The organism is Corynebacterium sp. MSK310 (assembly GCF_030227355.1).
Classification (GTDB): Bacteria; Actinomycetota; Actinomycetes; order Mycobacteriales; family Mycobacteriaceae; genus Corynebacterium; species Corynebacterium rhinophilum.
Genome location: NZ_JASPFZ010000003.1, coordinates 168,890 through 181,797, shown reverse-complemented (window position 1 = coordinate 181,797; position 12,908 = coordinate 168,890). Strand labels below are relative to the sequence as shown.

Below are 12,908 nucleotides of genomic sequence, written 5' to 3'. Positions count from 1 at the left end.
TGGAGTTAATGGGTACATTGGTCATTTATGACTAATCCATTACTCCACCCTTCATCGTTACCCTACCAACTCCCGCCGTTTGCGGAGATTAAAGTCGAGCACTACCGCCCCGCTTTCGACGAAGCGCTCGCGCGCCACGATGCCGAGCTCTCCGCCATTACTGAAAATCCCGCCGCGCCCACGTGGGAAAATACCGTGGAAACCCTCGAGCGTTCCGGCCAAGACCTCGACCGCGTCATGGCGGTCTTTGGCAACCTTTCTGACACGGACGTCACCGATGAGATGGAAGAGATCGCCGCCGATATCTATCCGCGCCTGTCCGCCCACTACGACGCGATGTACCAGGACGAAAAACTCTACCAGCGCATCAAGGACGCCACCCCACCCGCCGGCGATGAGGAGGGCGCGCGCCTGCACGAGCACCTTCTGCGCACGTTCGCACGCCAAGGAGCGGATCTCGATGCCGCCGGCAAGGCCCGCCTATCCGATATCAACCAGCGCCTGTCCGCCCTATCGGAGGAATTCGGCCGCAATCTCATGGCCTCCACGCGCGAGCACGCCGTCGAGTTCACGGAGGAAGAGCTCGAGGGCCTGCCGCCGGAGCGCATCGCCTCGGCCAAGGCGGATGCCAAGGCCCTAGGCCGCGAAGGCTACGTCATCCCGCTCGAGCTGCCCACCGTGCAATCGGAGCAGTCCCGCCTGGCTAGGGAGGGGGCGCGGAAGAAGCTCTATGCGGCATCGGCAAGCAGAGGCTCCGAAAACAACATTCCAGGGCTTATCGAGGCCGTCCAGCTGCGCGCCGAACGCGCCGAGCTGCTGGGCTATGCTTCCCACGCCGATTACGTCATCGCGGAAGAAACCGCTGGCAGCGCCGACGCCGCGCGCGACATGCTCGCAGACCTCGCCCCCGCGGCCGCGGCCAATGCCGCCGGCGAGCACAAGCTATTAGCCGAGGAAGCCACGCTCAACGAGCAAGACTTCCACGCCGCGGACTGGCCCTACTGGGAATCCAAGGTCCGCGCCCGCGACTTCTCGCTCGACGAAGAGGAGTTGCGCCAGTACTTCCCCCTGGACAAGGTCCTCACCCAGGGCGTATTCGCCGCCGCCGAGTGCCTGTACGGCATTACCGTTATCCCGCGCGAGGACCTGGAGGGCTATGCCGAGGGCGTGCGCGTCTGGGAGGTGTTCGACAAGAGTGTCGAACACGAAGATAAGGGCGAACACGGAGATAACGTCGAGCACGGAGACAAGGGAATTGGCCTGCTGCTCACAGACTATTTCGGCCGCCCCACCAAGCGCGGTGGCGCGTGGATGAGCCAGTTTGTGGGCCAATCAGGCCTGCTGGAGCGCAAGCCGGTCATCGTCAACGTGCTGGGCATTACCAAGCCCGCCGATGGTTCCCAGCCCCTGCTGAGCCTGGACGAGGTACACACCCTCTTCCACGAATTCGGCCACGCCTTGCACGGGCTGCTTTCCGATGTCCACTACCCCACCTTCGCCGGCACCAACGTCCCGCGCGACTGGGTGGAATTCCCCTCGCAGATCAATGAGAACTGGGCGCTGGATAAGCAACTGGTCAAGCAGTATGCGCGCCACGTCGACACCGGCGAGCCGATTCCCGATGAGCTGCTCGATGCCGTGACCGCCGCCTCCGAATTTGGCCAGGGCTTTGCCACCTCGGAGTACTTGGCGGCCTCCATTATCGATTTGGCGTGGCATTCGCTCAGCGCCAAGGACGCCGCGGCACTTGAGGCCACCCCGGAGGCCGTGGACGCATTCGAGGAGGAGGCCCTGCGCGCGGTGGGGCTGGATAACCCGCACATCGCCCCGCGTTACCGATCGACGTACTTCAACCACCTCTTCGCTGGCGGCTACTCCGCGGGCTACTACTCCTACCTGTGGGCCGAGGCGCTCGATGCCGATGGCTTCGAGTGGTTCAAGGAGCAAAGCGATCTACGCGCCGCAGGACAAAAGTTCCGGGACCTCATCCTCTCCCGCGGCGCCTCCCGCGATTTCGGCGCGGCCTACCGCGACTTCCGCGGGCGCGATAAGGACGTCGCTCCGCTGCTCAAGCGCCGCGGCCTATCCGGCGCCTAGCGGATACTGGCCAGCCAGGCGGCGTGCACGCGCGCCTCATCGTTTTCTTCCGGGTGAAAGCTCAAAGCGGTGACGGCGCCGTGGCGCACGCCCACGACCGCTTCCTCCGCGCCGTCGTGCGGCACGGTCGCGATGACCTCCACGCCTTCACCGACGCGGGTGACCAGCGGGGCGCGGATGAAGCTCGCCTCGATGGGCAGAGTTTCTTCCCCGACCACGACCGGCACGGTGCGCTCGGCGGAAAAGCGCTGGTTGCCAAAGGCATTGCGCCGCACGGTGATATCGAGCAGCCCCAGTGTCTGCTGGCCTGGCGAGGGGTTATCCAGCTCGCGGGCGCAATAAATCAACCCGGCGCAGGTAGCGAGCACGGGAAGGCCTGCGGCCGCGGCCTCGCGCAGCGGGTCGGCCACGCCGAAGGTGCGGGCGAGCTTGTCGATGACACTCGACTCCCCGCCCGGAATCACCAGCCCATCCAGGCCTTCAAGGTCGCGCGGCACGCGCACCCGGCGCGTCCCCGCCCCCAAGCCGTCAAGGACGCGCAGGTGCTCTTCCACGCCTCCCTGCAGCGCGAGCACCCCGATCGTAGCGCTTGCTTCTTCTGGGTGTGCCACGCGATTACCAGCCGCGCTCGGCCAGGCGGTGCGGTGCCGGCACATCGCCGACATTGATGCCGACCATGGCCTCGCCCAGGCCGCGGGAAAGCTTGGCGAGCTCGGCGGGGGCATCATAAAGCGTGGCGGCCTTCACGATGGCCTCCGCGCGCGCCGCCGGGTTACCGGATTTGAAGATGCCGGAGCCCACGAAGACGCCTTCGGCGCCCATCTGGCGGACGAGGGCGGCATCGGCAGGCGTGGCCACGCCGCCGGCAACGAAGAGGACGACCGGCAGCTTACCGGTCTCCGCAACCTCCGCTACCAGGTCATACGGCGCCTGGAGTTCCTTGGCGGCAACGTAGAGCTCATCGCGGTCGAGGTGCTGCAGTCGGGCGATCTCCGCGCGAATCGTGCGCAGGTGCTTGACGGCCTCGGAGACATCGCCGGTGCCGGCCTCGCCCTTGGAGCGAATCATGGCCGCACCCTCGGTGATGCGGCGCAGGGCCTCGCCCAGGTTGGTCGCACCGCACACGAATGGCACGTCGAAGTCCCACTTATTGATGTGGTTGACGTAATCGGCGGGGCTGAGCACCTCGGACTCATCGATGAAGTCCACGCCGAGCTCGCCCAGAATCTGCGCCTCGACGAAGTGGCCGATGCGCGCCTTCGCCATCACGGGGATGGATACGGCGTCGACGATGCCCTCGATAAGCTCCGGATCGGACATGCGGGCCACGCCACCCTGGGCGCGGATATCGGCAGGCACGCGCTCAAGTGCCATGACGGCGCTGGCGCCCGCATCCTCGGCGATGCGCGCCTGTTCCGGGGTCACGACGTCCATGATGACGCCGCCCTTGAGCATGTCAGCTAGTCCACGTTTCACGCGCGTGGTCGCAATGTTTTCGGTCATGCGCTCTATACTGCCCTGCCCAAGTGGTACAAGTAAAGAACCATTTCCCGCGTGTTGGGTTGTACCACTTATACTGTTTTTATGCCCCTGCGCCTCGACCCCGCCGATACGCGCGCCCTGCCGGTGCAAATCGCCGCCGCCGTGCGCGCCGATGTCACCTCCGGCGCCCTGCTGCCCGGCGAGCCCGTCCCCTCCACCCGCGCGCTGGCCACCCAGCTCGGCGTCTCCCGGGGCAGCGTCGTTACCGCGTATGAGCAGCTCACCGCCGAGGGCTACCTCAGCGCTGAGGTTGGTTCCGGCACCGTCATCAATCCCCGCCTGCCTCACAGCCCGCCGCCGCGCCCCGAGCCCGCGCCGCAGCCCGCTGCCGCGCCTGACCTTTTGGAACTGACGCCCGGCCTGCCCGATACCGCCGGCATCATCACCCCCGAATGGCGCGCAGCCTGGCGCGATGCCGCCGCCCAGCCGCTTTCCGATGCCCCTCCACTCCCCCACCACATCGCCAACCACCTGCGCTACATGCGCGGGCTGCGGGTAGATCCGCGCCGCATCGTCGTTACCGCCGGCGCCCGCGATGGCCTCGCTTTAGTGCTGCGTACGCTCGGTACCGCGCTGCGCGTCGGCGTCGAATCGCCCGGTTATCCCAGCCTGCGGCGCATCCCGCAGGCGCTTGGCCATGAGCTGGTGAACGTACCCACCGATGCCGATGGCGTTACCGTTCCCGATACCGACCTCGACGCGCTGATTGTCACCCCAAGCCACCAGTACCCGTATGGCGCCTCGCTGCCGGCCGAACGCCGCGCCGAACTCGTCGCCTGGGCCCGCCAGCATGGCGCTTTACTCATCGAGGATGACTTCGATTCCGAGCTGCGCTACGTGGGTCAGCCGCTGCCCGCGCTCGCTGCGCTCGCCCCAGAGCGCACCGTGTTGCTCGGTACGTTTTCCACCGTGATTTCGCCGTCCATCGCCTGCGGCTATGTGGTGATCCCGGATGGGCTGCGCGGGGGCATCGACAAGCAGCGCGATATCTTTGGCCAGCCGGTCGGCACCATCCCGCAGGCCGCGCTCGCCCATTACCTGGCCAGCGGGGCGCTGCGGCGCCACACCGGACGCATGCGCCGGACCTACAAGCGCCGCCGCGACCTCGTGGCCGATGCCCTGGGCTCTCTCCCCGGCGCGCGCCTGCTGCCCATCAATGGCGGTCTACATGCGGTTTTGCTGTGCAACCCGGCCATCGTCCCGCGGGCCGCCGCCCGCGGCATCAAGCTGACCCCGCTGCGCGAATACTGGGGCGGCGTGGACGCCGAAGACGGCGTGGTTTTAGGCTTTGGCCACCTAAGCGATGACGATCTGCGCCGCAGCCTGAGCGCGGTCGCCGCCGCGCAACGCGAATGTTAGCCTGAATTTAAATGCCCTCGCACAGAAAGACGTAAGAATGATGCTTGGCCCGCTCGAACTTCTGCTCATGCTCATCCCGCTAGCTATCTTCATCGGACTTATAGCCGGTGCCATTTATTTAATCGTGCAAGTCTCGCGCAATACCAAAGACATCCAGCAGAATTCGCAGGCCATCGCGCAACTTCGAGAGGCACAGAAAAACGGCCCCTCCGCTGGGCAGGGGCCGCATTCTTAAATGCCTAGTCCGCAGGCTTTTCCGTATTCACCGCGTGCGAGAAGTTCTCACTGAATTCCTTGAAGCCCTTATTAAAGGTGCCCAGGTTTTCCATGAACCCGCCCATGATGTCTATGGGCAGCGGGAAGACGATGGTGGAGTTTTGGTCCGCGCCGAGTTCCAGGACCGTTTGTAGGTAGCGCAGCTGCAGCGCCGCCGGGGCCTTGCCCAACTCCTCTGCAGCCTCGCGCAGCTCGCGGGAAGACTGCAGCTCACCGTGGGCCGAAATGACCTTGGCGCGGCGCTCGCGCTCCGCCTCCGCCTCGCGCGCCAGGGCGCGCTGCATCATCTCTGGGATTTCCACGTCCTTAATCTCCACGATGCGGGTCAACACTCCCCACCGTTCGGTTTGGCCGTTGATGATCGCCGCTAGGTCCTCGTTAAGCTCCTCGCGGTGGGCCAGCAGGTCATCGAGGCTCGCCCGACCCAAAAGCGAACGCAGGGTGGTCTGCGCAATCTGCGAGGTGGCCACGGCGTAGTTTTCTACCTCGAGGACCGCCTTGCTCGAATCGGTGACCTCGAACATGACCACCGCATTCACGCGCACGGACACGTTGTCCTTGGTGATGATTTCTTGCGGCGGAATCGTCAGCGTGACCACGCGCAAATCCACGCGCTCCAGCTTATCGATGCCCGGCAGCAAGAAATGCAGCCCCGGCTCCAGCATCGGTCGCAGGTGGCCAAAGCGGAAGGTCACGCCCCGCTCATACTGCTTAATCACCTTGAGCGAGTAGGACAAAAACACCCCGATGAGAGCGAGGATGATGCCGATGACGATCGGCCAGAATACGGGAGCGGACACTTAGATTTCCCCTTCCAGTTCTTGACGCACCGAGCGGTAGCGCGTGGATTTTCCGTACTTCGAACCATAGCGATCGACCTGCGCCGCCAACTCCGCCTCGCGGTTATCCATCTCCGGCACCACCAGCTGCGGCGCGTTCGAGGGCGTATTCCACAGGTGGCGGGCCAGCGGGTACACGCCGAAACCGGTGATGATAAGCACCGTAGCCAGCGTCAACGCCACTTCCGCGGGCGAATGGTAGCTAATCAGCGAGGCCAAGGGCAGCAAGTAGCCCATCGCCGCCACCGCCAGCGCGATGCCGCGGTGGAAGCGCCCCGAATCCGAGTGCGGCCACGGATCCAACTGGCGCGTGACCTCCCGGCCATGGTGCGAGACCGTGCACTGCTGCTTGACCGGGCAGGTATTGCACACGGTCGGGTTCGCGCGGTAGCGCATGACGCGGTTTTCCGGGTCGAAGCTGGAGGGCCAGAGCCAGTGATCTTCGGGGCATCGCCAAGCATCGTGGTCTTCCATGTACCGGAACGTGCCGGATTGGTTGGACATGGTGCGGTTGGCGGTTTGTTGCGCCAGCAGGTCGAATACCCAGGCCACTGCGAGCAGGAAGAGCCCGTAGCACGCGGATAGTACGGTAAATGCACCCGGCATTAGTCGTCCTTCTTATCCGAGCGGTAGGTACCGCCCCACTTCGTGCGCGATTCAAATTCCTGGCGCGGCGCGGTGGCGGAATCGCCGCGCTCAGCATCGGGATCTTCCTCCTCTACGAAGGCACCGCGCTCATCAACGTACCCGTAGCGCCGGCCCGTGGAGCTGCGCTTGTCGACTCGCCCCTTGCCTCCAGAAACCAGTCCCACCGAGGATCCCACGGGAACCTCGCCCGCGTGGTCGTCCTCGTCTGGGGTAATGATGCTAAACAGCGGGTTAGTCGGGTGCTCATCCACCGTGGGGATGTCCTTGTTGTAGAGCACCCCGCGCAGCGCCATCCAAAGGAAGGGCAGGATGCCGATGAGGAACATGACATCGCCAGGCAGGCGCAGCCACTCCATAACGAAGTTTCCAGGTTGGGTGATATAGCCCAACGAACGCGCCTCCACGTACCCGGAGCCGACGGACTCGTAAAGCTGCATGATGCCCAGTGGCAGCAGCGAAATTACCACCATCCACAACAGGCCCAGGTTTTGCAGCCAGAAAGCCCAGCCCATGGCCTTATCGGACCATTTGTCCTTGGGGATGAGATAGCGCAGTGCAAAGACCGACAGGCCTACAGCCAGGAAGCCATACACACCCATCATTGCGCCGTGGGCGTGGTTGGCCGTCAGCGCCGTACCGATTTCGTAGTAGGACACGATAGGCAGGTTGACTAGGAAGCCAAAGATGCCTGCGCCCAAGAAGTTCCAGAAACCAACGGCAACGAGGAACATCACGGCCCAACGGTGCGGGAAGGGTCGCTCCCCAGAAGCGCGCTGGCGGGAACCCAGCTGCATGAACGTCCACGCCTCCACCGTCAACAGCGTCAGCGGGACCACCTCGGCGGCCGAGAAGAACGCGCCCAGGGCCATGTGCTCGACCGGGGTGCCGGAGAAGTACAGGTGGTGCATCGTACCCAGCACGCCACCGGTGGAATAAAGGATGACGTCCAAGAAGATGATGCCCAGGGCGATCTTTTCACGGACCACGCCGAGCAGGACGAAGACGTAGGCCACCATGACGGTGGTAAATAGCTCCAGGAAGTCCTCCACCCACAGGTGGACCACCCAGAAGCGCCAGAATTCAGCGACGGAAATGTGGGTTTCCGAGCCAGCCAGGTTGCCCACCGCGTAAAACGCCGGGATGGCGAGGCCCGCAAAGAAGAACAACCACGGCATATTAGACTTGTGCTCATTTTTTAACCGCCCGCGCAGTTGGCGGTAGATGATGCCGATCCACACGAACATGCCAATGGTGAGCAGGACTTGGAAGAAGCGCGGGAGATCGAGGTATTCCCACTGCTGAGAAAATAGCGTTCCCTCTTCGATATAGCCCATGGTGGAGAGCCATTCAAAGGCCATCGACCCGAAGACCACTACGGCGATGGCTCCCAGGAGGAACCAGACGAGCCAGTGCTGCTTCTTCGGCTCTTTCTTGCCCACGAAGGAGGCGAGGAAGATACCCGCCGCCAACAGGCCGCCGGCGGTCCACAGCAGTGATAGCTGCAGGTGCCAGGTGCGCGAGACGTTATACGGCAAGATCTCTTGCAGCGGAATGCCGAAGAAACCGGTGAGCTCGGTGCGATAGTGCTGGCTGGCCGCACCCAGCAGCGCCTGGATTAAGAACAGCAACGCAATGACCAGGACGAACCAGGCCACCACCTTCTGCGACTTGGTCAGCCCGACCTCGCCCGGCTGCTTGAAGTCCAGGTTCGGTGCTTCTTCCGAATGCCAACCAATGGACTTGGACCACCGGCCGTAAATCGCAAAGATCAGGCCGGTACCGCCGATGAGCGCGATGAGCGAGAGCACCGACCACACCACGAGGTCCGCGGTCGGGCCGTTGTCCACGCGCGATTCCGCGGGCCAGTTATTGGTATAGGAATAGTCGTGGCCCGGACGCTCTGCCGCCGAAGCCCACGCGGTCCAACCGAAGAAACCTACGAGGTTATTGATGTCTTGCTCATCGGTAATAAAGTCCGACGGCAAGCCACTGTTGTGGGAATCGGGGCCAAAGTACTGAGCGTAGTAGTCCTTATTGGCCTCGAATGCCGAAATCTGGTTATCGGTCCACTCCAGCACGCCCGTTTCTTCGTCATAGCGGTTGGTGCGGAATTCTTCTACCACGGCCTCTTCGGGAGTGGCGGAAGAATCAACGAAATCGGGCATACCATTCGCGTCGTTTTCCTCGCGGGCGTGATCGAGAGCGCGGCGCAGGTACTCCGCCGTATAGTCCGGGCCCAGGTAGGCGCCGTGGCCCAGCACGGAGCCGTATTGCTGCAGGCCGCGGGCCTGGTACAGCGCCTGGCCGTTAGTGATCTCTTCCTTGGTTAAGACCGTTTCGCCCGTGGATTCGGAGACAATCTTTTCCGGCAACGGCATGGATGCGTCATAGGTGCGGTACGCCAAAAATCCCATGACCAAAAAGCCAAAGATCATGACGAGGGCAATGCCTTGCACCCACACGTTGCTCACCTTGAGGACCGGTTTCTTCCGGTCCTCAACCCCAGTCGTGGTGGCCATAAAGTGTCCTTTTCACAGTTGTAGAGAGTTCGACATACATCATTATGAACGGACAAAGCGGTGTTAAATAGTCGAACGGAAGGCCCCTACCCCCATTCGCCCACATCGGCCAGCCCGCACGCGAGCATTATTGGGAAAATCGGTGCACCATATAGCCGGGTTCCGCCCCCAGAATCCCCACCCAGCTTGTTTACCCCCGGTTTTTCCGTAACAATTAATGCATGACATTCGCAGAGCACACCAAGCGCAATTGGCTCATCACATTATTCGCCGCGATTTTCCTCGCCGCCATCGTCTGCATGATTTTCTTAAACGATCCACACCGCACAATGGTGGTCGCCATGGTCTTTATCGCCTCAGCAATCCTGCTCTTCGGCGCAATCCTCGGCATCTGGTACCTATTTCGCCGCAAGGACGAAAAAGACCCGCAGTAGATAGGCTAGGACGCATGGAATTTAGCTTGCTTGGCCACGCCTGCGTCGCAGTTGCGGCGCCGGGCGGGCGTATCCTCATCGATCCCGGAACCATGACGCCCGCCTTTCCCGACGCCGATGCGGTGCTCATTACCCATGCGCATGCAGATCACCTAGACCCGGACCGGCTTTCCGATGCCCCACTCTGGGCGCCCGCCGAAGCCTGCGAACAGCTGGGGCGCGGTACCGCGGTTGCACCGGGCGAGACCATCACCGTCGCCGGCCTCGACATCGAAGTACTCGGCGGCCAACACGCGCCGATCCACCCGAATATCCCGCGCCCGGCCAACGTGGGCTACTACTTGGGTGGCCTGCTCCACCCGGGCGATCAGTACATCGATCACCCGGCCAACGTGTTGCTCCTGCCCATCGCTGGGCCCTGGGTAAAGGCCGCGGAGGCCGCCGATTATGCCCAGCGCGTCGGCGCCGCGGTCACGATCCCCATCCATGACGCCGTGCTTTCCGATGTCGGCCGCACCGCCTTCGACACCATGCTCACCAAAGCCGGAGTACAGGGCTATAAGCGGCTAAATCCAGGCGAGAAATTTACCGCTTAGTCTATTTTTATTCTCTGACTACCCTGCGGTTTCGCAGCGGGGTGCTGTACGTTACATACCGCTTGGTCTAGTCTTGCGTGGCATGACGACGAAATACGATAACTCCAACGCAGACTGGTCCTTCGCCACCCGCTCCGTTCATGCAGGCCAAAACCTCGACGGCGCGCACAACTCCCGCAATGTGCCGATTTACCAAACCACCTCGTACGTCTTTGATGACGCCGAGCACGCGGCCAACCGCTTTAACCTCTCCGATGCGGGCCCCATCTACACCCGCCTGACCAACCCAACGCAGGATGCGCTGGAAGAGCGCTTGGCCTCCCTTGAAGGCGGCGTGGCCGCCGTGGCCTTTGCCTCGGGCCAGGCCGCAGAGACCGCGGCCATTTTCAACCTCGCCTCGGCAGGCGATCACATCGTTTCCTCCCCGCGCCTCTACGGCGGCACCTCCACCCTCTTTACCGTCACGCTCAAGCGCCTTGGCATCGACGTCACCCTCGTGGAAAACCCGGACGACCCCCAGTCCTGGCAGGACGCCGTACAGCCTAATACCAAGGCCTTTTACGGCGAGACCTTTGGCAACCCGGTAGCCGATGTCCTCGATATCCCCGCCATCGCCGAGGTCGCGCACACTAACCAGGTCCCGCTCATCGTGGATAACACCATCGCCACCGCAGCGCTGGCCCGCCCGCTCGACTTGGGCGCGGACATCGTCGTGGTTTCGACCACGAAGTTCTACACCGGCAACGGTTCTGCGGTGGGCGGCGCGATTATTGACGGCGGCTCCTTCGACTGGACCGTCGAGCGCGACGGCGAGCCGGTATTCCCCCACTTCATCACCCCCGACGAGGCCTACCACGGCCTGAAGTACGCCGACCTCGGCGCCCCCGCCTTCGCGCTCAAGGCCCGCGCCGGCCTGCTGCGCGATACCGGCGCCGCCATTTCTCCGTTCAATGCATGGCTGACGCTTAATGGCATTGAGACGGTAGGGCTGCGCATCGACAAGCACAATGCCAACGCCCAAGCCGTGGCCGAGTACCTGGAAGGCCACGCCAAGGTGACGAAGGTCAACTACGCCGGCCTGGATTCCTCACCGTATAAGAAGATCAAGGAGAAGCTGGGTTACTCCTATACCGGCTCCGTGCTGTCCTTCGATATCGAGGGCGGGCGCGAGGAAGCATGGGCGTTTATCGATGCCCTAAAACTCCACTCCAACCTCGCCAATATCGGCGATACCCGCTCACTCGCGGTTCACCCGGCGACCACCACGCACTCGCAGTCCGATGATGCCGCCCTAGCCGCGGCGGGTATCGCGCAGTCCACCATCCGTTTGTCTGTGGGCATTGAAGATATCGACGACATCATTGCTGACCTCGAATTGGGATTTAACGCACTGGCATGAGCTGTATAAGTATCGGCGATTTTCGCACCGAAGCAGGCGCCACGCTTTCCGATGCCCACATCGCCTACCACCGCTTCGGCCATTTCCTCGGCGATCCGCACGGCGGAAATAACGTCATCTTGGTGGAACACGCGCTGACCGGCAACGCCGATGTGGCCGAGTGGTGGTGCGATCTCATTGGCCCAGGCAAGGCGCTGGATACGACGAAGTGGTGCGTTATCGCCATGAACGCACTCGGTGGCTGCAATGGATCCACCGGCCCCTCCTCCCCGCATCCAGATGGCCGCAGTTGGGGATCGCGTTTTCCGGCGCTATCCATTCGCGATTTGGTGGCCGCGGAGAAAAAGGCGCTGGAAGAACTCGGAATAACGCGCGTACATGCGATTATCGGCGGTTCTATGGGTGGTGCACGCGCCTTGGAATGGACGCTGATGTACCCGGAGGCGGTCGATGCTGCGTGCGTTATCGCCGTCTCCGCGCGCGCCTCCGCGTGGCAGATTGGTATCCAGTCGGCGCAGATTTCCGCGATTGAACGCGATCCCTTCTGGCACGGCGGCGACTATTATTCCTCCTCCCAGCGCCCTCGCGAGGGACTCGCGGCGGCGCGGCGCATCGCGCACCTGACGTATCGCGGCGAGCAGGAAATTGATGAGCGCTTTGGTGTTCAGGCCCAAACCGACGAAGAACCCCTCGGGCCCTATCGCCGGCACGACCAGCGCTTCGCCGTGAACTCCTACCTGGATTATCAGGGCTCGAAGCTGGCGGATCATTTTGATGCCGGCTCCTATGTCACACTTACCGAGGCCCTCAACCGCCACGACATCGGCCGTGGCCGCGGCGGCCTGAACCGCGCGCTGGGTTCTTCGCAGGTACCGACCATGGTCGTGGGCGTCGATACGGACATCCTTTATCCCTATCACCAGCAGGAACACCTCTCTCGGAACCTAGGCAACCTGCTGGCCATGGCGAAGGTAGTCTCTCCCGTCGGCCACGATGCGTTCCTCACGGAGTCGCGCCAGATGGACCGCATCCTGCGCAACTTCCTCACCCTGTCCCAACCGCACCCGCTGGACGCGGACAGCACAATCGACTACGCCATCTAGCCAACCCCGCCTACACGCCGGCGCGTGCGCAATTCCGCATCGCCTACGCCAGCGGTTTACGGTCACTGGTGGCTCGACGCACGAACGGGACGCGGC

The 12,908-nt window shown here is 63.1% G+C and carries 12 protein-coding genes; 7 read left to right on the top strand and 5 right to left on the bottom strand.

The features are described 5' to 3' along the window. Positions 1 to 27: 27 nt before the first annotated feature. Positions 28 to 2,097, top strand: a complete 2,070-nt coding sequence (locus QP891_RS04475) for a M3 family metallopeptidase (RefSeq protein WP_284770126.1) — start codon at positions 28 to 30, stop codon at positions 2,095 to 2,097. On the opposite strand, the gene pdxT is transcribed toward QP891_RS04475, so the two are convergent. Together pdxT and pdxS are read right to left on the bottom strand one after the other, a co-directional pair. Next, positions 2,094 to 2,708: a pyridoxal 5'-phosphate synthase glutaminase subunit PdxT gene (gene pdxT / locus QP891_RS04470; RefSeq protein ID WP_284770127.1), complete on the bottom strand. Its 615-nt coding sequence runs from the start codon at positions 2,706 to 2,708 to the stop codon at positions 2,094 to 2,096. The genes QP891_RS04475 and pdxT overlap by 4 nt on opposite strands. Positions 2,709 to 2,712: 4 nt before the next feature. Beyond that, positions 2,713 to 3,600: a pyridoxal 5'-phosphate synthase lyase subunit PdxS gene (gene pdxS, locus QP891_RS04465; protein ID WP_284770128.1), complete on the bottom strand. Its 888-nt coding sequence runs from the start codon at positions 3,598 to 3,600 to the stop codon at positions 2,713 to 2,715. Positions 3,601 to 3,681: 81 nt separating this feature from the next. Between pdxS and pdxR the strand changes: the two genes are divergently transcribed. Together pdxR and QP891_RS04455 are read left to right on the top strand one after the other, a co-directional pair. Then, the gene (pdxR, locus tag QP891_RS04460) at positions 3,682 to 4,998 is read left to right on the top strand and encodes a MocR-like pyridoxine biosynthesis transcription factor PdxR (RefSeq protein ID WP_284770129.1); all 1,317 of its coding nucleotides are present in this window, start codon (positions 3,682 to 3,684) and stop codon (positions 4,996 to 4,998) included. 37 nt (positions 4,999 to 5,035) lie between these two features. Further along, a complete protein-coding gene (locus QP891_RS04455; RefSeq protein WP_284770130.1) occupies positions 5,036 to 5,233 on the top strand; it encodes a hypothetical protein in 198 nt (65 codons plus the stop codon). 4 nt (positions 5,234 to 5,237) lie between these two features. Here the strand turns inward: QP891_RS04455 and QP891_RS04450 are convergent, their stop codons facing one another. Genes QP891_RS04450 through QP891_RS04440 form a run of 3 tightly spaced genes read right to left on the bottom strand, consistent with a single transcriptional unit; the run spans position 5,238 to position 9,280 of the window. Then, complete coding sequence (locus QP891_RS04450; protein WP_023025338.1) at positions 5,238 to 6,074, bottom strand: SPFH domain-containing protein; 837 nt, start codon at positions 6,072 to 6,074, stop codon at positions 5,238 to 5,240. Continuing rightward, complete coding sequence (locus QP891_RS04445) at positions 6,075 to 6,719, bottom strand: hypothetical protein (RefSeq protein ID WP_284770131.1); 645 nt, start codon at positions 6,717 to 6,719, stop codon at positions 6,075 to 6,077. Further along, complete coding sequence (locus QP891_RS04440; RefSeq protein ID WP_284770132.1) at positions 6,719 to 9,280, bottom strand: nitric-oxide reductase large subunit; 2,562 nt, start codon at positions 9,278 to 9,280, stop codon at positions 6,719 to 6,721. The genes QP891_RS04445 and QP891_RS04440 overlap by 1 nt, the downstream gene beginning before the upstream one ends. A gap of 221 nt (positions 9,281 to 9,501) precedes the next feature. Here QP891_RS04440 and QP891_RS04435 point away from each other — a divergent pair, with 221 nt between their 5' ends. The 4 genes from QP891_RS04435 (at position 9,502) to metX (ending at position 12,812) form a co-directional block, all read left to right on the top strand. After that, positions 9,502 to 9,714 carry a hypothetical protein gene (locus QP891_RS04435; RefSeq protein ID WP_284770133.1) on the top strand — a complete coding sequence of 71 codons (213 nt, stop codon included), beginning with the start codon at positions 9,502 to 9,504 and terminating at the stop codon, positions 9,712 to 9,714. 14 nt (positions 9,715 to 9,728) lie between these two features. Then, positions 9,729 to 10,310 (top strand): MBL fold metallo-hydrolase, encoded by a 582-nt coding sequence (locus QP891_RS04430; RefSeq protein WP_284770134.1) that lies wholly within the window; start codon positions 9,729 to 9,731, stop codon positions 10,308 to 10,310. A gap of 82 nt (positions 10,311 to 10,392) precedes the next feature. Beyond that, complete coding sequence (locus tag QP891_RS04425) at positions 10,393 to 11,709, top strand: O-acetylhomoserine/O-acetylserine sulfhydrylase (protein WP_284770135.1); 1,317 nt, start codon at positions 10,393 to 10,395, stop codon at positions 11,707 to 11,709. Continuing rightward, complete coding sequence (gene metX, locus QP891_RS04420; RefSeq protein ID WP_284770136.1) at positions 11,706 to 12,812, top strand: homoserine O-acetyltransferase MetX; 1,107 nt, start codon at positions 11,706 to 11,708, stop codon at positions 12,810 to 12,812. Before QP891_RS04425 ends, metX begins: the two co-directional genes overlap by 4 nt. Positions 12,813 to 12,908 lie beyond the last annotated feature (96 nt).

Bases quoted from the DNA above. Each gene is read 5' to 3' on its own strand.
- metX (WP_284770136.1), top strand. From the start codon at position 11,706: ATGAGCTGTATAAGTATCGGCGATTTTCGCACCGAAGCAGGCGCCACG.
- QP891_RS04430 (WP_284770134.1), top strand. From the start codon at position 9,729: ATGGAATTTAGCTTGCTTGGCCACGCCTGCGTCGCAGTTGCGGCGCCG.
- QP891_RS04475 (WP_284770126.1), top strand. From the start codon at position 28: ATGACTAATCCATTACTCCACCCTTCATCGTTACCCTACCAACTCCCG.
- QP891_RS04425 (WP_284770135.1), top strand. From the start codon at position 10,393: ATGACGACGAAATACGATAACTCCAACGCAGACTGGTCCTTCGCCACC.
- pdxR (WP_284770129.1), top strand. From the start codon at position 3,682: ATGCCCCTGCGCCTCGACCCCGCCGATACGCGCGCCCTGCCGGTGCAA.
- QP891_RS04435 (WP_284770133.1), top strand. From the start codon at position 9,502: ATGACATTCGCAGAGCACACCAAGCGCAATTGGCTCATCACATTATTC.
- QP891_RS04440 (WP_284770132.1), bottom strand. From the start codon at position 9,280: ATGGCCACCACGACTGGGGTTGAGGACCGGAAGAAACCGGTCCTCAAG.
- pdxS (WP_284770128.1), bottom strand. From the start codon at position 3,600: ATGACCGAAAACATTGCGACCACGCGCGTGAAACGTGGACTAGCTGAC.
- QP891_RS04455 (WP_284770130.1), top strand. From the start codon at position 5,036: ATGATGCTTGGCCCGCTCGAACTTCTGCTCATGCTCATCCCGCTAGCT.
- QP891_RS04445 (WP_284770131.1), bottom strand. From the start codon at position 6,719: ATGCCGGGTGCATTTACCGTACTATCCGCGTGCTACGGGCTCTTCCTG.